General features: G+C 62.5%; 19 protein-coding genes. 11 read left to right on the top strand and 8 right to left on the bottom strand.

What is annotated here, in order from left to right; all coding sequences use genetic code 11:
* The 5 genes from AC3RCM_RS14020 (at position 1) to AC3RCM_RS14000 (ending at position 5,793) form a co-directional block, all read left to right on the top strand.
* Complete coding sequence (locus tag AC3RCM_RS14020) at positions 1 to 1,005, top strand: VirK/YbjX family protein (RefSeq protein WP_336084633.1); 1,005 nt, start codon at positions 1 to 3, stop codon at positions 1,003 to 1,005.
* A 49-nt stretch (positions 1,006 to 1,054) separates the two neighbouring features.
* Positions 1,055 to 2,257, top strand: coding sequence for a glycosyltransferase (locus AC3RCM_RS14015; RefSeq protein WP_336084634.1), 1,203 nt, complete (start codon positions 1,055 to 1,057; stop codon positions 2,255 to 2,257).
* The gene (locus AC3RCM_RS14010) at positions 2,254 to 3,441 is read left to right on the top strand and encodes a glycosyltransferase family 2 protein (RefSeq protein ID WP_010954029.1); all 1,188 of its coding nucleotides are present in this window, start codon (positions 2,254 to 2,256) and stop codon (positions 3,439 to 3,441) included. Before AC3RCM_RS14015 ends, AC3RCM_RS14010 begins: the two co-directional genes overlap by 4 nt.
* Positions 3,441 to 4,193, top strand: coding sequence for a WecB/TagA/CpsF family glycosyltransferase (locus AC3RCM_RS14005; protein ID WP_010954030.1), 753 nt, complete (start codon positions 3,441 to 3,443; stop codon positions 4,191 to 4,193). The genes AC3RCM_RS14010 and AC3RCM_RS14005 overlap by 1 nt, the downstream gene beginning before the upstream one ends.
* Positions 4,194 to 4,371: 178 nt before the next feature.
* Entirely contained in the window at positions 4,372 to 5,793 is a 1,422-nt protein-coding gene (locus AC3RCM_RS14000) for an undecaprenyl-phosphate glucose phosphotransferase (RefSeq protein ID WP_004374281.1), read from the top strand.
* A 34-nt stretch (positions 5,794 to 5,827) separates the two neighbouring features.
* Here AC3RCM_RS14000 and AC3RCM_RS13995 read toward each other — a convergent pair whose 3' ends face one another.
* Positions 5,828 to 6,769, bottom strand: coding sequence for a LysR substrate-binding domain-containing protein (locus AC3RCM_RS13995; RefSeq protein ID WP_012052371.1), 942 nt, complete (start codon positions 6,767 to 6,769; stop codon positions 5,828 to 5,830).
* A gap of 146 nt (positions 6,770 to 6,915) precedes the next feature.
* Between AC3RCM_RS13995 and AC3RCM_RS13990 the strand changes: the two genes are divergently transcribed.
* A complete protein-coding gene (locus AC3RCM_RS13990) occupies positions 6,916 to 8,292 on the top strand; it encodes an L-serine ammonia-lyase (RefSeq protein WP_492628953.1) in 1,377 nt (458 codons plus the stop codon).
* A gap of 87 nt (positions 8,293 to 8,379) precedes the next feature.
* Here AC3RCM_RS13990 and AC3RCM_RS13985 read toward each other — a convergent pair whose 3' ends face one another.
* From AC3RCM_RS13985 to AC3RCM_RS13970, 4 genes are all read right to left on the bottom strand, one after another.
* Positions 8,380 to 9,057, bottom strand: a complete 678-nt coding sequence (locus AC3RCM_RS13985; protein WP_020191796.1) for a DUF3313 domain-containing protein — start codon at positions 9,055 to 9,057, stop codon at positions 8,380 to 8,382.
* Between the two features lie 150 nt (positions 9,058 to 9,207).
* Entirely contained in the window at positions 9,208 to 10,503 is a 1,296-nt protein-coding gene (locus tag AC3RCM_RS13980; protein ID WP_198748205.1) for an NAD(P)/FAD-dependent oxidoreductase, read from the bottom strand.
* Between the two features lie 13 nt (positions 10,504 to 10,516).
* Positions 10,517 to 11,605 (bottom strand): polyamine ABC transporter substrate-binding protein, encoded by a 1,089-nt coding sequence (locus AC3RCM_RS13975; protein WP_010954036.1) that lies wholly within the window; start codon positions 11,603 to 11,605, stop codon positions 10,517 to 10,519.
* A gap of 80 nt (positions 11,606 to 11,685) precedes the next feature.
* Positions 11,686 to 13,044, bottom strand: coding sequence for a glutamine synthetase family protein (locus AC3RCM_RS13970; RefSeq protein WP_010954037.1), 1,359 nt, complete (start codon positions 13,042 to 13,044; stop codon positions 11,686 to 11,688).
* 183 nt (positions 13,045 to 13,227) lie between these two features.
* Between AC3RCM_RS13970 and AC3RCM_RS13965 the strand changes: the two genes are divergently transcribed.
* Together AC3RCM_RS13965 and AC3RCM_RS13960 are read left to right on the top strand one after the other, a co-directional pair.
* Positions 13,228 to 14,127 (top strand): helix-turn-helix domain-containing protein, encoded by a 900-nt coding sequence (locus AC3RCM_RS13965; RefSeq protein ID WP_049587807.1) that lies wholly within the window; start codon positions 13,228 to 13,230, stop codon positions 14,125 to 14,127.
* Positions 14,128 to 14,313: 186 nt separating this feature from the next.
* Positions 14,314 to 16,224, top strand: a complete 1,911-nt coding sequence (locus AC3RCM_RS13960) for a DEAD/DEAH box helicase (RefSeq protein ID WP_049587821.1) — start codon at positions 14,314 to 14,316, stop codon at positions 16,222 to 16,224.
* Between the two features lie 37 nt (positions 16,225 to 16,261).
* On the opposite strand, the gene AC3RCM_RS13955 is transcribed toward AC3RCM_RS13960, so the two are convergent.
* Complete coding sequence (locus AC3RCM_RS13955; RefSeq protein WP_014591019.1) at positions 16,262 to 17,647, bottom strand: aldehyde dehydrogenase family protein; 1,386 nt, start codon at positions 17,645 to 17,647, stop codon at positions 16,262 to 16,264.
* 107 nt (positions 17,648 to 17,754) lie between these two features.
* On the opposite strand from AC3RCM_RS13955, the gene ptrR reads away from it, so the two are divergent.
* The 3 genes from ptrR to AC3RCM_RS13940 all read left to right on the top strand — a co-directional run bounded on the left by ptrR (position 17,755) and on the right by AC3RCM_RS13940 (position 19,966).
* Complete coding sequence (ptrR, locus tag AC3RCM_RS13950) at positions 17,755 to 18,621, top strand: putrescine utilization regulator PtrR (protein WP_004374302.1); 867 nt, start codon at positions 17,755 to 17,757, stop codon at positions 18,619 to 18,621.
* 126 nt (positions 18,622 to 18,747) lie between these two features.
* Positions 18,748 to 19,191, top strand: coding sequence for a carboxypeptidase regulatory-like domain-containing protein (locus AC3RCM_RS13945; RefSeq protein ID WP_129931706.1), 444 nt, complete (start codon positions 18,748 to 18,750; stop codon positions 19,189 to 19,191).
* A 253-nt stretch (positions 19,192 to 19,444) separates the two neighbouring features.
* Entirely contained in the window at positions 19,445 to 19,966 is a 522-nt protein-coding gene (locus AC3RCM_RS13940; RefSeq protein WP_492628952.1) for an acyloxyacyl hydrolase, read from the top strand.
* 31 nt (positions 19,967 to 19,997) lie between these two features.
* On the opposite strand, the gene AC3RCM_RS13935 is transcribed toward AC3RCM_RS13940, so the two are convergent.
* Together AC3RCM_RS13935 and AC3RCM_RS13930 are read right to left on the bottom strand one after the other, a co-directional pair.
* Positions 19,998 to 22,118: a TonB-dependent siderophore receptor gene (locus AC3RCM_RS13935; RefSeq protein WP_064492794.1), complete on the bottom strand. Its 2,121-nt coding sequence runs from the start codon at positions 22,116 to 22,118 to the stop codon at positions 19,998 to 20,000.
* Positions 22,119 to 22,374: 256 nt separating this feature from the next.
* Positions 22,375 to 23,265: a universal stress protein gene (locus AC3RCM_RS13930; RefSeq protein ID WP_492628951.1), complete on the bottom strand. Its 891-nt coding sequence runs from the start codon at positions 23,263 to 23,265 to the stop codon at positions 22,375 to 22,377.
* Positions 23,266 to 23,376 lie beyond the last annotated feature (111 nt).

The following is a 23,376-nucleotide window of genomic DNA, read 5'->3' as shown; positions in this document are numbered from 1 at the left end:
ATGATGCTCGGCACCCTCGTGAAAAGCGTGTTTACCTTGCAACCGGGTTACTCGTTGCGGGCGATGCACAACAAGTACAAGTTGGCACGGCAGATCGCCAGGCAGTGGCCTGAGCTGAACGGGTTCATGCAGCGCATGACGGCGGCGCTGGGGCCGCATGGTCTGCAGCGGCTGGGTGTGGATTGTATCGGTGTCGTGCAATGGCCTTACATCAGCCGATGCTGGGAGGCGCCACAGCGTCTGGAGGTGGTGGCTACGCACTTTGAACGGGTGGCTGGGCAGTTCCCGGCGTTGCTGTTGCTGGGGCGCGACGAAAACCTGAGGCTGTGTGACCTGTCCAGCCACTCGCCGGGCTGTTGCCTGGTACTGGACCGGCCAATCTGGTTCAAGCGCGAAGGCGAGTTGGTGCTGAACCTGTTCCAGGCCGACCTGCGTGTGGCATCCCTGGCCTTCACCCTGGGCCGCAGCCAGGGTGAAACCTGCCTGTTCATCGGTGCGGTGCAGGGCATCCACAAAGGTATCGACAGCGAAACCTCGCTGGCCATCTACCGTGACCTGACCAAGGACTTCGAAGGGCTGCGGCCACGCAGCCTTTTGCTCGAAGCGTTGAAATGCCTGGGCAGAACCTTGGGTGTGACACAGCTGTATGCCGTCAGCGACGCCTGCCGGCACCATCGCCATCCCTATTTTGGCAGCGACAAGGACCAGGACCTGGCGGCCAACTACGACGTGATCTGGCAAGAACACGGTGCCACAGCGTCTGACCGTGAGGATTTTTTCAGCCTGCCATTAGCGCCGGCGCAACGGGCGGAAACTGACATCCCGGCCAAGAAACGGGCGATGTACCGCCGCCGCCAGGCATTGCTCGACGATGTTTTCACCCGTTTGCAGGCAGCATTGCCAAGCAGCAATCACAACCTTGGACTACAAGGAAAACAGGGGGATGCATTTGCTGTGAGTGCATCGGCAGTAGACGGACCGCCTGTAGTCGACAGCCTGAAGTGAAGGTTGCCAGGGAAGGTTGGTCATCAAGCGGGTTTGGATCTGGATTCGTATGCGCATTGCTTACTTCATCAATCAGTACCCGAAAGTCAGCCACAGTTTCATCCGTCGCGAAATTCTGGCGCTGGAGCGCCAGGGGGTTGAGGTGCAACGTATAGCCCTGCGTGGGTGGGACGCCGAAGTGCAGGATGCCGAGGACGCAAGCGAACGGGGCAAGACCCGCTACGTATTGCAAGGTGGGCTCAAGGGGTTGTTGGCACCGACGTGGCAGGTACTGCGTACGCAGCCGCGGCGGTTTTTCCAGGCGCTGTGGCTGGCCATGCGCCTCGGCTTGCGGGCCGACCGTGCCTGGCCCTACCACCTGGTCTACCTGGCCGAGGCCTGCCAGGTGCTGCAGTGGTTGCAGGCAGGGGAGGCGACACATGTGCACGCGCATTTCGGCACCAACTCTACGGAAGTGGTCATGCTGGCCAACGTCCTGGGCGGGCCGGCATACAGCTTTACCGTGCACGGGCCGGAAGAATTCGACAAGCCACAGTTCTTGCACATGGGGGAAAAGGTGCGCCGCGCCGCCTTTGTCGCGGCGGTGAGCTCGTATGGGCGCAGCCAGCTGTACCGTTGGGTGGCGCACGAGCACTGGGGCAAGGTGAAGGTGGTGCATTGCGGCCTGGAGCGTGGGTTTCATGAGGTGGCGCCGGTCAATGTGCCGCCGGCACCAAGGCTGGTGTGTGTCGGGCGACTGTGCGAACAGAAGGGCCAGCTGCTGTTGCTGGAAGCGGCGCGCTGTCTCGCTGCCCAGTCGATCGCCTTCGAGCTGGTGCTGGCGGGTGACGGTGAAATGCGCGAGCAGATCGAGGCCTTGATTGCCCGGCACGGCTTGCAGCAGCAAGTGCGTATCACCGGTTGGATCAGCAGTGCGCAGGTACGCGAGGAAATCCTGGCCGCCCGTGCGCTGGTGCTACCCAGCTTCGCCGAGGGCTTGCCCGTGGTCATCATGGAGGCCATGGCCTTGCGCCGGCCCGTGCTCACCACCTATGTAGCGGGTATCCCCGAGCTGGTGCGGCCTGGCGAAAACGGCTGGCTGTTCCCAGCCGGTGCCGTGGACGAGCTGGCAACAGCCATGGCCGACTGCCTGGCGCAACCGGCCGAGGTACTGCAGCGCATGGGCGAGGTGGCCTACCAGCGTGTCGTGCAACGGCATGACATCGATACCGAGGCGGCCAGGCTGGCCGACTATTTCAAGGCATACGCATGATAAGTGTATTGGGTTGGTTACTGGGCCTGTTGGCGATCATCGTCCTGGTACCGGTGTCGGTGCTGTTGCTGCAAGTGTTGCTGGCTTGCCTGCCGGCGCGGTCCAGGCCCAAGGGCATTGGCGAGCGCCCGCGAGTGGCGGTGTTGGTGCCCGCCCACGATGAGGCGCTGGTCATTCGTGCGATGCTGGCCAGCGTTACGCCGCAACTGCTGGACGGCGACCGCTTGCTGGTCGTGGCAGACAACTGTTCGGATGACACGGCCCGGTTGGCACGCGCGTCCGGTGCCGAAGTGGTAGAGCGCCACGATACGCGCTTGCGCGGCAAAGGTTACGCATTGGATTTCGGCGTGCGCCACCTGGCTCAGCGGCCGCCCGAGGTGGTCATCGTGGTGGATGCCGACTGCCAGGTGGGCGAGGGGGCGATCGATTGCCTGGCGCGCCGCTGTCACGCACTTGCCCGCCCGGTACAGTCGCTGTACCTGATGCGTGCACCGGCAGGTGCCGGGTTGAGAGTGCAGGTTGCCGAGTTTGCCTGGCGGGTCAAGAACCTGGTGCGGCCACGCGGCTGGGCGCGTCTGGGCCTGCCATGCCAACTGATGGGCGCGGGCATGGCGTTCGGCTGGCACGATCTGAGCCTGATCAACCTGGCCAATGGTCATCTGGTCGAGGATGTGAAGCTGGGCCTGGACCTTTGCCAGCAGGGCAAACCGCCTGCTTTCTGCCCCGAGGCACTGGTCACTAGCCAGTTCCCGCTCAGCCAGCAGGGTCTCAACAGCCAACGCACCCGCTGGGAGCATGGCCATCTGGGCTTGATGCTTGCCGACGCCCCCAAGCGGGCGATGGCTGCCATCACCCAGCGTAACGCTAGCCTGGCGGCCTTGACCCTGGACTTGCTGGTGCCGCCCCTGGCGTTGCTGGTACTGACCTTGCTCGGGCTTAACCTGGTGACCTGGCTGGCGTACCTGCTGTTCGGCCTGGCGGCGCCCGCGTGGCTCGCCTTTGCCGGTTTGGCCTTGCTGGCCTTTGCCGTTGTGTTGGCCTGGGCGCGCTTCTGCCGTGAAGTGATACCGTTCTCGGTGCTGCTGTACGCGCCGTTTTACGCGGCCAGGAAAATTCCCTTGTACCTGAGTTTCCTGATCAAGCGCCAAGTTGAATGGGTGCGTTCAAAACGGGATGACGACTGATGGCTCAGTGGCAGAATCGCTGGAAGCGTGTGATCGACCAGCTGGCAGTGATCGCTGATGACGCCGCCGTGCAGCACCTGCTCGATCGCCTGGCCACACCGGATACGGCCACCGTGCTGGGCTTCGTCAACGCCCATGCGATGAACCTGGTGGTGCGCGATGGTGGCTACAGCCAGGCGCTGTCGGCCGCAGATGTGCTGCTGCGCGATGGTGCCGGCATGGCGATCCTGTATCGCTGCCTGGGCCTGGAACCCGGGCTCAACATGAACGGCACAGACTTCATTCCCAGGCTCATGGCTGCTTACCGAGGGCGCAAGGTCGCCTTCTGGGGCACCCGGCAACCCTACCTGGACCAGGCTGTGCAGCGCTGTAAAGCCGAATTCGGCATCGTGCCAGTGTCGGTTCACGATGGCTTCGCCAGCCTGCAAACCTATCTGCAGTTGGCCCGCGTCCAGCAACCCGAGCTGATCGTGCTGGGCATGGGCATGCCCAAGCAGGAAGCGGTGGCAGCGGCGTTGGCAGCCACTGGCGGGCCATGCCTGATCGTGTGCGGTGGGGCGATCCTGGACTTTCTCGGCGGCAAGGTCAGCCGTGCCCCCGAATGGCTGCGGCGTTTGGGGGGCGAGTGGCTGTACCGCCTGCTGCGCGAGCCCAAGCGCCTGTTCATGCGTTATGTGGTGGGCAATCCGCTATTCCTGTTGCGCACCCTGTTGTACCGGCGGGCGGCGGTTTCGGCCAGGCGGGCCCTATGAATCGGCCAAAAATCGCAAAAGCGGTGATCCCGGGTACGCCAGCGCCGGGTGGCTGCTACAGTGATATCAATCGCTTGAGGGCGCCACGCGCCTGCTGCACGGTTTTTGCTTAAGTCTGTTTTCAAGGCTTGCTGTTTGATGGAAGGCACTTGCTACGCTCATCTTGATGAGGTCTGAAATGGTTTTCGAACCCAGAAGCAGTCGTTCCTTACTCCAGAGAAGAAGCAGTGTCAGTAACGCCATCCAGGCCGGCCTCGATGGTATTGCCGTCACCGGTATTGCCTGGTACCTGATCTACGACCAGTTCGGCTATATCACATCCGATTACGTGATCATGCTGCTGCTGCTGATTGGCGCACTGGCAGTCATTTATGATCATTACGCGATCTACCGCACCAACGTCGGGCTTTCGATCAAGGCGTTCCGCCTGTTCAAGGCCTGGTCGGCAACGTTTTGCTTCCTGGTCGTCATGGCGTTCCTGACCAAACAGAGCGAAACCTATTCACGGCTATTGGTGGTGCAACTGTTCGTCATTGGTTATGTCGCCCAGTTATTCTTGCATTTTGCCGTGCGCGAACTGCAAAAGCGCTTTAGCGCGCATGCGCGCCTGGACAATGCCCTGATCATCGGCAACGGTGACCTGGCCAACTTCCTGTATCAGAAAATCAGCAACAACCCGTGGTTTGGCGAGCGAGTGCTGGGGTGCGTGCTGCTCGACAAAGGCGATGGGCAGGGGCTGGAGAGTGCCGAGGGCAAGCAGCGCCTGCCGGTGCTGGGGCATATTGGCGACCTCGACGAGCTGGTGGCCCAACACGGCATTCGTACGGTGTATCTGGTGACACCACTGGGTGGCTCCGAGGTCATCAACGACGTGTATTTCAAGTTGCTCGACAAGTGCATTGCGGTGAACTGGGTGCCGGATATCTTCTCGTTGCGCCTGATCAACCACAGCGTGCGGGAAATTGCCGGCATTCCGGTGCTGACCTTGTCGGAGACACCCTTGACGGGCATGAGCCTGTTCTTGAAGAACCTTGAAGACCGGGTGCTGGCCGCGTTGATTTTGCTGTTTGCATCACCTGTGTTGCTGGCTGTTGCGCTGGCCATCAAGATCGATAGCCGCGGCCCGGTGTTCTTCCGCCAGGAACGTACCGGCTGGACAGGAGAATCGTTCCGTATCTGGAAGTTTCGCAGCATGCATGTTCACCAACCGGAAGCAGGTGTGGTCAAGCAGGCGCAGAAGAACGACCCACGGTTGACCCGGGTCGGCGCCTTTATCCGGCGGACAAGCCTTGATGAACTGCCACAACTGTTCAATGTGCTGACCGGGGAAATGTCCCTGGTCGGGCCGCGGCCGCATGCCCTGCAACATGACACCTTGTATTCGCAGGATATCGTTGACTACTTTGCCCGCCACAATATCAAGCCAGGCATGACAGGTTTGGCGCAGGTGCGCGGCTTCAGGGGGGAGACCAAGGATATCGAGCAAATGATCCAGCGGGTCGACTCGGACATCGAGTACATCAACAACTGGTCGTTGTGGCTGGACTTCGTGATCCTGGTGCGCACGCTTAATGCCTTCACCGGTAAGCAGGCTTATTGAGCGAGGCGCTCCTGCTCCAAGCGCGCCCAGGTGGCTATTCCTTGTTCAACGGATGCAACGCCCTGAACCCCCGCGCTTCTTCCACCAGCCAGTCATGCACCGCCCGCGCACCTGGCTGGTTCAAGCCGCCTGGCGGGTAATGCACTACGTAACGCTTGTGGTTGGCGATCGGTACACCAAACGGCACGATCAGTGCCCCGCGTTCCAGTTCATCATTGAGCAGCGTGCGGCGGGCAATCGCCACGCCGATACCGGCAATAGCCGCCTCGATGGTCAGGTGGTTGCGGTTGAAGGTGTGCCCGCGCCGCACATCCAGGCCGGCGGCGCCGATGCCTTCCAGGTAGAACTCCCACTCGGCATATTCCGAACTGCCACGCCAGGCGGTGATGTCATGCAGCAGCGGGTAGTGCGCCAGGTCAGCGGGGCCATGCAGCGGCGGGCGCCCGCGCAGCAGGGCAGGTGAGCACACCGGGAAGATCTGCTCGTCCAGCAGTGGCGTCGAAAGCATGCCTGGGTAGCTACCATCGTTCAGGTCGATGGCCAAATCGAAATCACCCGGGGTCAGCGCCTGGGCACTGTCTTCGGCGACCAGGCGCAGTTCGATATCCGGGTAGCGCTGTTGAAAACGCGGCAAGCGCGGCGTGAGCCATTTGGCCAGGAACGAGGGGATCGAACGCACACGCAAGGTGCCGCGGATTTCCCCCGCGTCCAGCCGCAGCAGCTCGGCTTCGATACTGCCGTAGGCCTCGGCCACCGTCTGGGCCAGGCGTTGCCCCTCGGCGCTCAGCTCCACGCCGCGCGCCCGGCGCAGGAACAGCCGGTAGCCCAGGCGCTCTTCCAGTTGGCGCATCTGCTGGCTGACCGCGCCCGGGGTGATGTGCAGCTCTTCGGCACAGCGGGTGAAGGACAAGTGCCGGGCTGCGCAGGCAAATACATGCAGCCAGACGAACATCTGACCATTGAGTTGTCGTCGCATCGTTTAGTACCACTAAAGGCTTGCTTAGGAAGTTTCGTTGGTCATCCGTGAGCCAGCGCGGCAGTATCGCGCAAAATCGCAATAACGCTCAATTTCTTCAGACAACCCTACCCTGGATGCATATCAGGGCAGGGTCAGGCATTAGCATGGCTATCAGTGTTTTCGACCTTTTCAAAATTGGCATCGGGCCGTCCAGTTCCCATACCGTCGGCCCGATGCGCGCGGCGGCCACCTTTGCCCAGGCCTTGCGTGAGCAGGGGCTGCTGGCCCAGGTAACGCGCGTGCAAGTGCGGCTGTATGGCTCGCTGTCGGCCACCGGGGTTGGCCATGCCACCGACCGCGCGTGCCTGCTAGGCTTGATGGGCCAGTGGCCGGACCGTATCGACCCGTCCACGATCGAGTCGCGCATCGGCCAGGTCCTGCAAGAGCACTGCCTGATGCTCGACGGTAGCCATCCGCTGGCCTTCGACTACGGCCGTGACATGCTGCTGCTCGACGAGAGCCTGCCTTATCACCCCAATGCCATGAGCGTGGAAGCCATGGACGGGCAGCGCAGCCTGTTGAGCCAGACCTATTTTTCGGTGGGCGGCGGCTTCATCGTCGAGCAAGCCGAGATCGATGCGCCGGCAAGCGAAACGAATGCCGTGATGCTGCCTTATGAGTTCGACAGTGGTGCCCAACTGCTGGCGTTGTGCAAGGCCCACAACCTGAGCGTGGCGCAACTGATGATGGCCAACGAATGCGCCTGGCGCCCGGAGGCCGAGGTGCGCGAAGGCTTGTTGCGCATCTGGGCGGCCATGCGTGAGTGCGTGGCGAACGGCCTGCGCAACGAGGGCATCCTGCCGGGCGGCTTGCACGTCAAGCGCCGCGCCGCGCGGTTGCATCGCAGCCTGCAGGAGCTGGGCAAGCCCAACGTGATCGGCTCGACCCTTGGTGCCATGGAGTGGGTCAACCTGTTCGCCTTGGCGGTCAATGAAGAAAATGCTGCCGGTGGGCGTATGGTTACCGCGCCCACCAACGGGGCAGCCGGCATTATCCCGGCGGTGTTGCACTACTACATGAAGTTCAACCCCAATGCCTGCGATGCTGATGTGGTGGACTTCCTGCTTGGCGCAGCGGCGGTTGGCATCCTGTGCAAAAAGAACGCCTCGATTTCCGGTGCCGAGGTGGGTTGTCAGGGGGAGGTGGGCTCGGCCTGTTCGATGGCTGCTGCCGGCCTGGCGCAGGTACTGGGTGCTACGCCGCCCCAGCTTGAAAACGCCGCCGAAATTGCCCTGGAGCACAACCTTGGGCTGACCTGCGACCCGGTGGGCGGCCTGGTGCAGGTGCCGTGCATCGAGCGCAATGCGATTGCTGCGGTCAAGGCGATCAACGCCGTGCAGATGGCGCTGCGGGGGGATGGCGAGCACTTCATCTCGCTCGATCGGGTGATCCGCACCATGCGTGATACTGGCGCGGACATGCATGCCAATTACAAGGAAACCTCGCGCGGCGGTTTGGCGGTCGCTTTTGTCGAGTGCTGATGTTTAACGCGGTCAACTGGAGCGGCCTTGGGTCTCGATGGGCCGCTCCTTCACCAGGTTGCGTTGATCTGTTGGGTCAGCGCTGACTCAGCGGCCTTTCTGCTTCGCTGCCAGGAAGCTCGCACGCATGTCCTTGGCCCAGCCATCGAGCACCGGCTTGACGTCATTCAAGGTCAGCTTCTGGGTATCGTTCTCCAGTTCCTGGCCCGCGCCCTTGCGGACCACCTGGGCCAGTACCTTCTGGCTGGCGCCGTCCAGGAACGCTGCCTCCACACCGACATCCACGTCCTGGTCACGGCCACCCATGGCGGTATTCACTCCCGCCGCGATAAGCGCGATAGGGATCACCTCGTAAGGCCTGAGGCCCTCGTTACTAGTGGACACTGCCGTGATCGCCGGGCGTACCACGATCACGCCCGGGCCAGGCCCCTTGGCCAACGGCATCACGCTGGCCATTTCGCGGCGCAGGGCCTCGTTGAAGTAGCGGGTGATTTCCTGCAGCGTCTGCTGCGAGATAACGGCTGTGGGCTGCGGCTTGGGGTAGAACTGGCTTGGCTCGACGAACACCTGGCTGTACTGGTTGATATTGACCTTGGGGTCGATCCAGCGCATCACCGGGTCACCCGACGGGCTCTTGGCTTCTTGCAGCCGGCTGTAGTCTTTGAGGAAGCCGGAGTAATCCTTGGGGTCCACGCGGTTGCTGGAGCAGGCGGCCACGGCAAGCAGCGCGGCGCACAAAAGGGTAATGCGAGGCAATGATTTCATGATGAAAAGGCATCCATGAGAGGTCGGCCACAACAACGCTAGCAGGTGCGAGGCAGTTGGCCAGTGGACGGGGCAATCCTCTTTGAAAAGAACACAGTGCGTGGCCGGGACGGGCTCGCCTGGAGCGACGCTGCAAACGTTGCGGCCCACTCAACCCAGGGCCTCACGCAAGCGGTACCACAACATGCCCAGTGCCAGCAGGGGGGAGCGCAGGGCCTTGCCGCCGGGGAAGGTCAGGTGCGGCACGGCGCTGAACACATCCAGGCCGTGGCTGTGGCCGAGGGCGATGCTTTCGGCCAGCAATTTCGCCGTCCAGTGCGTCACGTTCAGCCCGTGGCCGGAATAGCCCTGGGCGTAATACACGTTAGGGTGCTGGTTCAGGCGCCCGACCTGGGGGAAACGGTTGGCGGTGATGCCGATCATGCCACCCCACTGGTAGTCGATGCGCACGTTGGCCAGTTGCGGGAATACTTTCAGCACCTTGGGCCGCATATAGGCAGCGATGTCCTTGGGGTCTCGACCAGAATAGTGGCAGGCGCCGCCGAACAGCAGGCGGCGGTCTGCGGTGAGGCGGTAGTAGTCCAGGCCGACCTTCTGGTCGCACAGCGCCATGTTTTGCGGGATCAGGCTGCTGGCCAGTGCTTCGGGCAAGGGTTCGGTGGCCACTACATAGCTGCCGGCCGGGAGCACCTTGCCACTCAGGCGCGGTTCCAGTTCATCCAGGTGAGCGTTGCAGCCCAGCACCAGGCTGCTTGCGCGCACCTTGCCGCGCGCCGTGTGCAGCGTCAACCTGGGCCCGTGCTCAATGCGCAGCACCGGGCTTTGCTCGAAAATGCGCACGCCCAGGCCGTGGGCCGCGCGGGCTTCGCCCTGGACCAGATCAAGTGGGTGCAGGTGTCCCGAGCCCATGTCGACCAGGCCGCCAGCGTACTGGTCGCTGGCGACGATCTCGTTCAGCTGCCCGGCGCTGACCAGGCGTGTTTCATGGCGATAGCCCAGAGCGACCAGGTCGTCCTGTTCCTCCTTGAAGGCGGCGAACTGCGCCGCGGTGTTGGCCAGTTCGCAGAAGCCCCAGCGCAGATCGCAGGCAATGCCGTAGCGGGCGATGCGCTCGGCCACCAGTTCCACTGAGTCGATGCCGGCCTGCTTCAGGTAGCGCACACCGTCCTGGCCGACATGCCGGGCAAAGCCGCTGACATCATGGCCGATACCGCGAATCAGCTGGCCGCCATTGCGCCCACTGGCGCCCCAGCCGATGCGTCGGGCTTCCAGCAGTACCACCGAGAGGCCACGCTCGGCCAGCTCCAGGGCTGTATTGACCCCAGTCAGGCCGCCGCCGATCACGCATACGTCGGCCGTCAGTTCACTGTCCAGGCTGGGGTAGGGGGCCGCGTCGCGCGCTGTGGCGGCGTAGTACGAGGCAGTGTGTTGGGTATTGAAAGACATGAGCGTTCTCGACTCAGCGGTTGGACTTGATCTTGCTCCAGGAGCGGGTCATGACGCGCATGATTTTCGGGCTCGGGGTGCTGGAGATGTACAGCTTGTCCAGCACCTCCTGGGGTGGGTAGATCTCCGGGTTGTTCACCAGCGATGCATCCATATAGGCCTTGGCGTCCGGGTTGGCGTTGGCATAGCCGACCGTGGCGCTGACCTTGGCGATCACTTTGGGGTCGAGCAGGTAGTTGATGAACGCCAGGGCCTGCTCGGGGTTGTTGGCGTCCTTGGGGATGGCCAGCAGGTCGAACCACAGGTTGCTGCCTTCCTTGGGAATGCTGTAGGCGACCTTCACGCCGTTTTTCGCTTCTACGGCGCGGTTGGCAGCCTGGAACACGTCGCCGGAGTAGCCGAACGCGATGCAGACATCACCGTTCGCCAGGTCAGAGACGTACTTGGAGGAGTGGAAGTAGGTGATGTAGGGGCGCAGTTCGAGCAGGCGGGCCTCGGCCTTGGCGTAGTCGCCCGGTTTTTCGCTGCGCGGGTCCATGCCCAGGTAGTTGAGCACGGCCGGGAACAGCTCGTCGGGCGAGTCCATGAATGCCACGCCGCACTGCTTGAGCTTTTTCAGGTTTTCGGGCTCGAACAGCACCGCCCACGAGTCGATATGGTCCACACCCAGTGCCGCTTTGACCTTGTCGACGTTGTAGCCGATGCCATTGGTGCCCCACAGGTAAGGCACGGCGTACTGGTTGCCGGGGTCGTTCTGTTCAAGTTGCTTGAGCAGTTTGGGGTCCAGGTGCTGCCAGTTCGGCAGCTTGCTGCGGTCCAGCGGCAGGAAGGCGCCGGCCTGGGCCTGGCGTGCGAGGAAGTGGTTGGACGGTACCACCACGTCATAACCCGTACGCCCGGCCAACAGCTTGCCTTCAAGGGTTTCGTTGGAGTCGAACACGTCATAGACCACCTTGATTCCGCTGCTGGCCTGGAAGTCGGCCAGGGTGGTGTCACCGATGTAGTCGGTCCAGTTGTACACACTGACCGTGGGCGCGGCCTGGGTGGTGGTGGCGAACAGCAGGGTGAATGCAGCGGGGATCAGGGCTTGCAGATGACGCATGGGAACACCTCGTTGGTCTTGTTCTTCGAGTTCGGAGCAGGCTTGCCTGTGCATGGGGTGCAGAGCACCCCCGCGGTGGATCAGACACTCAGCATCAGGAATTCACGCTCCCACGAGCTGATGACGCGCTTGTAGTTCTCGTGCTCGGCGCGCTTGACCGCCACGTAGCCCTGGACGAACTGCTTGCCCAGGTACTGCTGCACGGTTTCGCAGTCTTCCATGTGCTGCAGCGCATCCTCGATGGTGATCGGCAGGCGCAGGTTGCGGCGTTCATAGGCGCGGCCCTGCACCGGTGCGCTAGGGTCGATCTGCTCGACCATGCCCAGGTAGCCGCACAGCAGGCTGGCAGCGATGGCCAGGTACGGGTTGGCATCGGCGCCCGGCAGGCGGTTTTCCACCCGCATCGCCTCAGGGCTGGAGGTGGGCACGCGCAGGCCGGCCGTGCGGTTTTCTTCGCCCCACTCGACGTTGACCGGTGCCGAGGTATCCGGCAGGAAGCGGCGGAACGAGTTGACGTTGGGCGCGAACATCGGCAGCAGCTTGGGGATGTACTTCTGCAAGCCGCCGATGTGATGCAAAAACAGCTGGCTCATGCTGCCGTCTTCGTTGGCGAAGATCGGTTTGCCAGTGGCGATGTCGACCACGCTCTGGTGCAGGTGCATGGCACTGCCGGGTTCATCGGTGATCGGCTTGGCCATGAACGTGGCGGCCACGTTGTGCTTGAGCGCGGCCTCGCGCATGGTGCGCTTGAACACGGTGATCTGGTCGGCCAGGTCCAGCGCGTCGCCGTGGCGGAAGTTGATCTCCATCTGCGCCGGGCCGTCTTCGTGGATCAGCGTATCCAGGTCCAGGCCCTGGATCTCGCACCAGTCGTAGACGTCTTCGAACAGCGGGTCGAATTCGTTGGCGGCGTCGATCGAGAACGACTGACGGCCACTTTCAGCACGGCCGGAACGCCCCAGTGGTACCTGCAGTGGCAAATCCGGGTCTTCGCAGCGCTTGGTCAGGTAGAACTCCATCTCGGGTGCGACGATCGGCTGCCAGCCCTTGTCGGCGTACAGCTTGAGCACCTTCTTCAGGACGTTGCGTGGCGAAAGCTCGATAGGGTTGCCTTGCTTGTCGAAGGTGTCGTGGATCACGATCGCGGTTGGCTCGATCGCCCACGGGATCTGGTAAACGGCGGTGGGATCGGGGCGGCAGACCATGTCGATGTCGGCGGCGTCGAGCAGGTTGTAATAGATGTCATCGTCGACGTAGTCGCCGGTGACCGTCTGCAGCAGCACGCTTTCTGGCAGGCGCATGCCTCGCTCATGGAGGAACTTGGCGGTAGGCGCAATCTTGCCGCGGGCGATGCCGGTCAAGTCGCTGATCACGCATTCGACTTCGGTGATCCGGTGTTCTTTCAGCCAGGTGGACAGCTGATCGAAGGGGGCGTTCATACAGACCTCTTGGTTGGGTTTTAGTGGGGGAGCGTGGGCGCTTGCGAAAATCGTTGAACAGTTGCGAAGGCGTTACGCTTCCCAGGTGACGCGCTGGAGACTATCTTGGGCGCAGCCCCCCGGGGCGATCTATCCACTTTCTTCAGTATCGAATGCACCAAAAGAGTGCATACAGGACGATGTGTGACAACCGCCAATGCGTTGAAGGTCCAGGCTTTCCACACCACTGACGTCACCGAGCAAGTGCGCGCCACCCCTGGCTGGCAGCAGCAGTACCGGCAGATGTCGCCCGGGTACTTCAGCGGTGAGCTGCGGTGTCTGGGGCTGGATGGTGTGGAGGTGTACGAAGAGCGCCTGAACACCCGGGTGGAGCAGTTTTTCCGCGCGCCAAGCGGCTCGCTGGCGTTTTGCTTCGACCGCAGCGAGAACAGCCTGTACCTGCTGAACGAGCAAAGCCGCAATATCTGGATCACGCCGGAGAACTACCAGGAGGTGGCGGTCGTGTTCGACCAGGCCTTCCTGGCCCGCCATGGCCTGGACCCGCAGCGCCTGGAAGGGTTGTTCATGGTGCCACTGGGCAGCGGCCAGAATGCGCTGTTCGGCAGCTGGCTCAGCGCCACCTTGACCCGGTTGGGCGAGGAGGGTTGCCCGTTGCAAGGGCAGGCCCTGGCTGAGCAGCTGCTGGAGGACTGCCTGTTCATTCTCGACAATGCCAGCCAGCGGTTACAGGGCGTGGCCCTGGGGCGGCGGGACGAGGAGAGGGCGATCATGCACCGGGTCAGCGAATGGGCGGCCGATTGCCCGGAAGAGACGCTGAACCTGCTTGAGCTGGCAGACGTGGCTGGGGTTTCCCTGCGCCAGTTGCAACAGGCGTTCAAGGCCTTTACCGGCATGCCGCCGGCGCACTGGCTGCGCCTGCGTCGGCTCAACGGTGCGCGGCGTGATCTGTTGCGCGGTGGCGGCGTGACCGTGGCCGAGGTGGCGATGCGCTGGTCGTTCTGGCATTTAGGAAGGTTTTCAGAGAGTTACCGGCAGTTGTTCAAGGAGTTTCCCAGTGAAACATTGAAGCGCTGCCGGGTTTGAGGTGGAGGCGGGGCTGCCGGCCTCTTCGCGGGCTCGCCCGCTCCCACAGCACCAGCATGGTTTCGTGAATCGCACGTTGCCTGGGGCGCGGGCAAGTCCGCGAAGCGGCCAGCCCAGGCAACACTGAACCCAGCATTCCACGCCAAAAGTTGCTATCGTGCCGCCCTGATTTCACCCGAGGTGCCGATGTTCTACCTGCCTTTGCCCAGCGACCAGGCCGACCGCCTCGCCAGCGCGGCCGTTACCGAGTTCTTCACCACCGCCAGTGTTGTCGATGCCGCTACCGTGCTGTTCGTGCAAAACCTGCCACGCCAGCCTGCCACCGCCTCGGCCGACGCGCAGGAGCGTCGTTTCGCCGAAATCGTGCGCATCGCCAACGAAGTAGAAGGTGTCGCCCCCGGGCGCTTCCAGGCCCAGGTAGCGCAGCAATTCGATCGCGAAGCGTTCGCCATGGGCCTGGGCATGCTGGGCGAAAACGGCATTGCACTGCTGTCGGCCGAAGTGCAGTACCAGGCGGACGAATGGCTGGATGACGAAGGCCAGTGGAACTTCCAGTTCGCCGACCGCTACCGCCAACGGGCCACGCCGCTGCACCCGGTGTACCTGCCGTCGCTGGCCAGTGACTTGATGCTCAGCGACCAGCAGAACCGCCTGCTGCGCGAATTCCTCAGTGGCATCGACGAGTCTGTGGCTGTGCAAGGTTTCGCCGGCACCGGCAAGACCTTCCTGATTCACCAGTTCGCCCGGCTGCTGGAGCCACAGCGCACCTTGCTGCTGGCCTTGACTGAAGGCCAGTTGCGCGCGCTGCAGGCGCGGGTCAAGGACGCTGCCGCCTATACCGCGCTGACCTTCGGCCAACTGGCTGACGAGCTGCTCAACCGTGACCTCACCAGCAACGGCTGGCGATTGCGCGATCCGTACCGCACCAAGCTGTCCTGGCGCCCCCAGGAAGCGCAAGTGGTGCGCTGGCTGTCCATCCCAGATATCGGCCCGCTCGCAGCGCGTGATGTGGTTGCCTTGTGCATCCGCGCCGTGCGCACGTTCTGCCACAGTGCCGATACCCAGCTTCAGCTGCACCACTTGCCCTGGGCCGGGCCTGGCACCTCGCCGCTGGATCAGGAGGTGCTGCTGGAAAAGGCACGCCTGTACTGGCAAGAGCTGATTCGCCCGTCGGCGCGGGACATTCAGCTGCCGGTGCGTGACTACCACCGGGTCAAGCTGCTGTCGCTGACCGAGCATGTCATCGACAGCCGTTACACCCATGTCATCGTCGACGAAGCCCACGAGCTGTCGGCACCGATGCTGGCGGTACTCGATCGCAGTCCGCAGTCGATCATTACCCTGGGTGACGAACTGCAAAACCTCAACGGCCTCAGCCCGCACCATGGCAGCTTCATCCGGCAACGCTGCATCGACCATTCACTGCGCGCCGGGCCGGCAATGGACAATGTGCTCAACCCGTTGATCCAGGCGCACCCGGCCACGATCCAGGCGGCCTTCAGTGGCAGCGCCGAGCACTACACCCGGGTCAGCTTCTTCGATACGGTGATGGTACCGGAACAGCCCACGGCGCTTATCGTCGATGATGAATGGGGCCTGTTTGGCTGGTTCCAGCGCCTCACGCATCAGGGGGTGCCGTTCTTGTTGCTGAAAAGCGCCCGCAAGGACTTTGAGCTGTTCGTCGAGGACTGCATCGAGCTGTACCGCTACGGCACCCGGCCGCGCCACCCGATGCTGTTCCGCTATGCCAGCTGGCAGGCGCTGGAACAGGACAAGGGCGATGACAAAGCGTTCGTCGCCGTGGCCAACATGCTGCGCAAAGGCTACACGCCGGAGCACTTTGCCAAGGCCAAGAGCCGTTACCGCTGGGACAAGGCGCCGAAGCTGTTCCTAGGGCGAGTACGGGATGTGAAGAACATGGAGTTTGCCCGGGTAATGGTGTCGCCGGAGCTGATGGTGGCGCCACAGGTGGCGGGTAACCGCAATGAACGGGCGCGTATGCTGGCGGGGTTGTATACCGCCTGTTCGCGGGCGCGGCATGAACTGATCGTGCCGGGGGGGATGCTGGACTGGGTCAAGGACCAGGTGCGGGATTGACGCAGCTGGGGCTGCAAAGCAGCCCCAGGGTCATGAATCAGTTACGGTCCAGCCACACGGTCTGGGCATTGGTGAACTCGCGCACACCAAAGTGCGACAGCTCACGGCCGAAACCGCTCTTCTTCACGCCACCAAACGCCACGCGGGGGTCCGAAGCGCAGTAGCCGTTGATGAACACGCCACCGGTATCCAGTGCGGCGGTCATGCGTTCGGCCAGCGCATAGTCGGCTGTGTAGATGGTCGAGGCCAGGCCAAACTCGCTGTCGTTGGCCAGTTCCACGGCATGGTCGGCATCGCGTGCAGTGATGATCGCCGCTACCGGGCCGAACAGCTCCTGCTTGAACGCGGTCATGTCCGGGGTGACATTGGCGAACACGGTCGGCGCGTAGAAGTTGGCCACGCCTTCGACCTTGTTGCCGCCCAGCAGCAACGTGGCGCCTTCGGCCAGCGTCGCCTGAACCTGGCCATCCAACTCGTCGCGCAGGTCATAGCGGGCCATCGGGCCGATATAGGTGTCGTCCTCCAGCGGGTTGCCGACTTTCAACTGGCGAGTGGCTTCAACGAACTTGTGGGTGAACGCGTCGACGATGCTTGCTTCCACGATCAGGCGCTTGGCGGCGGCGCACACCTGGCCGGTGTTCTGGTAGCGGCCTATCACCGCGGCCTGGACGGCGGCATCCAGGTCGGCATCGGCCAGCACGATGAAGGGATCGGAGCCTCCCAGCTCCAACACGCACTTCTTCAGCGCGGCGCCGGCCTGTGCACCAATCGCCATGCCGGCACGCACGCTGCCGGTCAGGGTCACGGCGGCGATGCGCGGATCGTTGATGGCGCGGGTGACGCCATCCGGGGTCACGTTCAGCACTTCGAACACGCCTTCCGGCAGGCCGGCATCCTTGAACAGCTCAGCCATCAGGTAGGCGCTGCCCATCACGTTCGGTGCATGCTTGAGCACGTAGGTGTTACCCGCCAGAATCGCCGGCACGGCACCGCGCAGCACCTGCCAGACCGGGAAGTTCCACGGCATCACGGCCAGGATCGGGCCAAGCGGGCGATATTCGATACGGGCTTTTTCGACCTGCGTCGGCTCGGCGGCGAGCATCGCCGGGCCGTGCTCGGCGTACCAGCGGCAAAGGCCCACACACTTGCTGACTTCACCGCGAGCCTGGGCGATCGGCTTGCCAATTTCGCGGCTGATCATGTGCGCGAAAGCTTCAGCCTTGGCTTCGAGGGTGCCGGCCAGGGCCAGCAGGTACTCGCTGCGCTGACCCAGCGACACCTGGCGCCACTGGCGGTAGCCAACCTTGGCGCGTTGCAGCGCCGCTTCCAGTGCGGCGTCGGTGTCGAACGGGTAGGCGCCGATCTGCTCGCCGCTGTACGGGTCGAGGGAGATGGCGTGGGTCAGGCTGCTGATCGCGCTCATGGCGGGACACTCTCGATGTTGTTAATCAGTGAGGCCAGACTAGTGGGCTATGGCTTTAATGAAAACTGAATAATAATGAGCGAAACATTCACGTTTGGAGAATGGCTGTGGACCTGGTGCAACTGGAGATCTTCAAGGCTGTGGCAGAGCAGGGCAGCATCAGCGCCGCCGCGCAGCACATCCATCGGGTGCCGTCGAACCTGACCACGCGCATCAAGCAACTGGAGGAGGACCTGGGTGTAGAGCTGTTCATTCGGGAGAAGAGCCGCCTGCGCCTGTCGCCTGCGGGTTGGAACTTCCTCGAATACACCCGGCGCATTCTAGACCTGGTCCATGAGGCGCGGCTGACCGTGGCGGGTGAAGACCCGCAGGGCACCTTTGCCCTCGGATCGCTGGAAAGCACGGCGGCGGTGCGCATTCCGGCGTTGCTGGCCGCCTACAACCAACGCTACCCCAAGGTTGACCTTGACCTGTCCACCGGGCCCTCCGGGACCATGCTCGAAGGCGTGTTGTCTGGCCGCCTGGTGGCCGCGTTCGTCGACGGCCCGGTGCTGCACCCGACGCTGGAGGGCATACCGGTGTTCGAGGAAGAGATGATGGTCATTGCGCCGCTCAACCATACACCGGTGACCCGCGCGCAGGACGTGAACGGTGAAAGCATCTACGCCTTCCGCGCCAACTGTTCATACCGCCATCACTTCGAAAACTGGTTCGTGCAGGACCAGGCGGTACCGGGCAAGATTCACGAAATGGAGTCGTACCACGGCATGTTGGCCTGCGTCAGTGCAGGTGCCGGCCTGGCCATGCTGCCGCGCAGCATGCTCGACAATATGCCCGGGTGCAGCACCGTCAGCGCCTGGCCAATGTCGGAGGACTTCCGCTATCTGAAAACCTGGCTGGTATGGCGACGGGGTACGGTCTCGCGCAGTTTGAGCATGTTCGTGAAGTTGCTTGAAGAAGGCCGCGCAAGCTGATGTTTTCACTCGATAACCTGATTATCTGAAGTGCATTTCACCGACATGACCAGGCATCAGCACGAACACCCTTTCGCTGGGAGGATCAGATAATAGGTAAGCCATCCTCGAAAGGAGGGTCGTACCATGCGTAACCATCACTATGCGCTCGGCGCTGCCTTGCTGATCACCCTGGCCCTGCCATGGACCCTGGCCGCCGCTGCCGACCTCAATGCCCCCATCGACATGCAGGCCGTGCAGTTGCAACCGCAGGAGCAGAATGGCGTGCGCTACCTGCAGGGCGGTATCGGCCAGGACGAGGCCAATGCCCTGCGCAAGACCACGGGTTATGACCTGCACGTAGAGCTTTCGACCGGCCCGGAAGGCAAGTTCCAGAGCGGGGCCACCGTCGATATCCAGAATGCCCAGGGCCAGCCCGTACTCAGTGTCAGCGATGCCGGGCCGCTGCTGTATGTGCAATTGCCTCCCGGCAAATACAAGGTCATTGGCAATGCCCAAGGCCAGGCGGTGCAGCAGTGGGCGGCCGTCACGGGCAAGGCGCCCACGACCGTTAACCTTAACTGGCGTTGATGAAAAGTCGGGCAGGAGTACACCTGTACTCCTGCCTGGGGTCAGGTCACGCCTCGCGAATTCCTGTGCCCGGCAGGCACATCTTTACCACGTGATTTAGCCAATAGTGGCAATACACTTCCAACTTTCTGATTATCTGGACAATAATCAGAAAAGTATTACTTCGTATGACCGGTCTGGATGCACCGGTCAGCGCAAAACATCGAGGGGCCCAAGCCCCCGCTTGCCGTGTAGACCATCAGGAGAGTCGTTGATGAAAAACCGTCTAGCAGCTTCGCTGGCCGTAGCAGTGCTGGCCTTTGCCGGGGCCGATCTGGTCCAGGCAGCGCAGATATCAGGCGCCGTGGGCGCCACTGGCCAAGGTGACATGACGTACCGTATTGGCATGTCGTTCGACTGGGACAAGACATGGCTGGAAAGCAGCACCGGCCATGTGAGCGGTTACTGGGATGCGGCCTACACCTATTGGGAAGGTGGCGATGCCAGTGGTGCGCATTCGCTGTCGTTCAGCCCGGTGTTCACTTATGAGTTCAGCGGCTTTACCTACACGCCTTACATCGAGGCAGGCATTGGCCTGGCAGCGTTTTCAAAGACCGACGTGGGTGACCAGCGACTGGGGTCGGCGGTCAACTTTGAAGACCGTATCGGCTTTGGCCTGAAGTTGCCGGGAGAACAGAAGGTAGGCATCCGTGCCATGCACTACTCCAACGCCGGGATAAAGCAGCCAAACGACGGCATAGAGTCGTACTCGCTGTTCTACAGCACAGCGTTCTGAAATTACGGGGCCACTGCGCGGCCCCGGCAATTCAGAAGGTATAGGAAACGCCGGCCTGCACCGTGCGCGGTGCGCCGGGGTATACGTAGCTGTTGAACGCGCCCTCGTCATACCCCTTGTTGAACACGTTCTTCACGTCCAGGTTCAACCGCACGTGTTCGTTTACCTTGTAGAACGTCAGCAGGTCAACCACGGTGTACTGGTCCATGTTGTAGGTGACCGCCTCGGTCTGACCATTCCGGTCATCCACATACTTCACCCCAAGTCCTAACCCAACACCTTTGGCAAAACCGTCCTGGAACTCATAAGTGTTGAGCAGGCTGAAGCTGTTGCGCGGGATGTTGGCCAGTCGCGTACCCGTCGGCAGGCGGTTGTCCTTGGTAACTTCGGCATCGACATAGGCGTAGCCACCGATTACCCGCCACTCAGGCGTGATATTGCCGGCGATGTTGATATCCAGCCCGCGGCTGCGCACTTCCCCGGCGGCCAAGCTGTAGTTGGTATTCACAGGGTCGCGCGTCAGTACGTTTTCCTTGACGATATGGTAGATCGCCGCGTCGACACTCAACTGGCGGTCGAGTGACTCCCATTTCACACCCAGCTCGTAGGATTTGCCCTTCTCCGGGTCGAAACCACCGCCACTGGCCGGCGTGCCCGTATTGGGTTTGAACGAACGTGCGGTGTTGGCGTAGACCGCCAGGGTATCGGTCAGGTCATAGATCAAGCCAAGGCGGGGTGTGACGCCGTTTTCGCCCTTGCTGAAATCGCCGGCATTGTTCAGCTTGTTGTCATAGTCATGCTCGAAACGCTCGAAGCGCACGCCTGCCAATGCCTTCAAACGCTCGGTCAGGGCCACTTGGTCCTGAATGAAGAACGCCCACGTCTGCAGGTTTTCCTTGTCCCAGGTGGTGGTGCGGTTCAGGGCCGGACGCGGCTGGCCCAGTACCGGGTTGTAGATGTCGATTGGGTAGGCTGCCGAGGAACGCTGGATGATCGAGTTGTAGTCGTAGTTCTCGTATTCGACCCCGGTCAACAAGGTATGGCTGAAATTGCCGGTGTCAAAATGCCCGGTCAGGTTCAGCTGCCAGTCGCGGTCGGTCCACTCCAGCTTGCGGTAGTTGAAGTTGCGCTGCAGCGTGCGTCCGTCTGCCGGTGCGCCGTCGGCTTCGACAGCGTTGCCCTTGAGCGAGCCATCGAGGAACTGGAACCCGCCAGCCAGCGACCAGTTGTCATTGAGCAGGTGCTCGAAACGCACTTGGGCCATGTTGTTGTCATTGTGCAGCAGGTTGTCGCTGCCTTTTTCCCAGATATAGGTATCGCGCGAGGCGCTGCCGGTCTGGGTGGGGTAGCGGGTCAGGCCGCGATCGAGGGGGTGGTTGTTGCGCATGAAATCGCCTTCGAAGGTGATCTTCGTGGCGTCATTGACCTGCCAGCTGATGACCGGAGCGACATCGTAGCGTTCGCTTTCGACATCGTCGCGGAAGCTGTCGCCGCCTTCACCCAGTACGTTCAGGCGGTAGGCCAGCGAGCCGTCCTGGCTCAGCGGCCCGGTGGCATCAAGGGTGGCACGGTGCATGCCCTGGTCGTCGAACTGGCTGCCAAGGGTGACCTTGGACTCGGGCAACGGCTGCTTGCTGACCACGTTGAACGTACCGCCGGGGTCGCCACGGCCGTACAGGCTGCTGGCTGGGCCACGGATGACCTCCAGGCGCTCGACGGTGTTGGCATCCGGAGCATTGGGGTAGCCGCGGTTGATCGGAAAGCCGTTGCGATAGAACTCGCCGGTCGTGAAGCCACGCACGGTGAAGGTTGTGAGGCCCTGGCCGCCGAAGTTGTTGGCGCGGCCGACACCACCGGCGTAGTCCAGGCCGTCCTGCAGGCGCGTGGCGCCCGTGTCTACCAGCACATCCTTGGGCACCACGCTGACCGATTGCGGGGTTTCGTGCAGCGCCGTGTCGGTGCGGGTGGCACTGGCCGAGCGGGTGGCCTTGTAGCCATCGACCGGGCCGTCGGCGCGTTCACCGTCGGCAGTACTGGTGATGCTCAGGGCCTGGAGTTCGATCTGGTTAGGGTCGCTGAGCGGTTCAGGCTCGGCAAAGGCCAGCGGGGAGACAGCATGAAGCACACAAAGCGAGACGAACGTGCGGCGCATCGACAGTACGGTCCTTGAATAGGGCGCTGAGGGGCTGGGTCGGGAAACGCCGCGAACATACTACGAATCATTATCAAATGCATTAATTTTGAGTGGCACTGGTGTACCAGATACCAGCGAAGATAAAGCGTCAGTGACAACAGTGCCTGCTGGGCACTGCGAAGGGGCCCACAGGTTAGAAGCTGCTCTGTGGGTGCAAGTGCCTCTTCGCAGTACAAGGTTATTCCTGCCTGGCCCCTGGGCAGGCTGCTGAAGCTCAGCGAACAGCCTTGATCGCCAGCACATTGCACAGCGGGTGTTCCAGCACATGCGCCGTTGTCCTGCCCAGGAATGTCTGCATGGCGTCATGCCTATGGCTGCCCATGACGATCACGTCCACCCGGTTGTGGCCGACGAACTGGGCAATGGCCCTGATAGCGGCCCCTTCGAGGAAGTGCCGGCGCTCCAGCGGGATCTGGTGATGGTCGCCCAGGCGGTTGAACGCCGCCCGCTGCGCGGTTCGCACACTGCTGTCGAAGCCGGGCATGGTGACCGTACCGGCGCCGAAGTCGGCGATGTGGGTCTTGGACGCGTCGCACACATGCAGCAGGTGCAGTTCGGCGTTGCACTGCAGGGCCAGGTCATGGGCGCAGTGGATGACCTGCTCGTCCAGGTGCTCGCCAGCGCCATGGCTGTTCAGGTCCACCGCGGCGGCGATCTGCCGTGGCAGGGGCAGGCGAATGTCGCTGACCAGATGCACGGCGACCGGGCTGTCCTTGAGCAACTGCCAGTCCAGCGGCGTGACCAGCAGGCGTTTGAGTACGGGCTCGTGCTGTACGTCCTTGACCAACAGATCGCAGCCCAGCCGTTCGACCCGTTCCAGTACGCTGCCCAGCGGGTCGCGGGTCAACAACAGCTCGGTGGACACGTCCACTCCGGCATCGCTCAGCTGTTCGGCCTCATCCGCCAGCCATTGGCGGTTGTCGCTGAGCAGCCGCTCACGCTCACGACCATCGCTCATCAAGCCAAAGGTGTCGACGTCGTCGACGAACACATTGATATCCAGCAGGGCACCGCTGGACTCTGCCAACGCCGCCGCCCGTTGCAGCGCAGGCGTATGACGCATTTGCGGGCCGAGCATGACGAACAGACGTTTGAACTGGCTCATCGCACACCTCCACGTGTGGCAGCCCCCCGGTGACCTGATCATGTTCAGTCTAGACTGCCGCAGCGTACACCGGGGCGATGTGTCGGGTATGATGCGTGCCCCATCATTGTC

Source organism: Pseudomonas sp. GW823-FHT05G12 (assembly GCF_058795575.1).
Note: the sequence above shows the minus strand (reverse complement) of the source record. Positions and strands in the feature narration are given on the sequence as shown.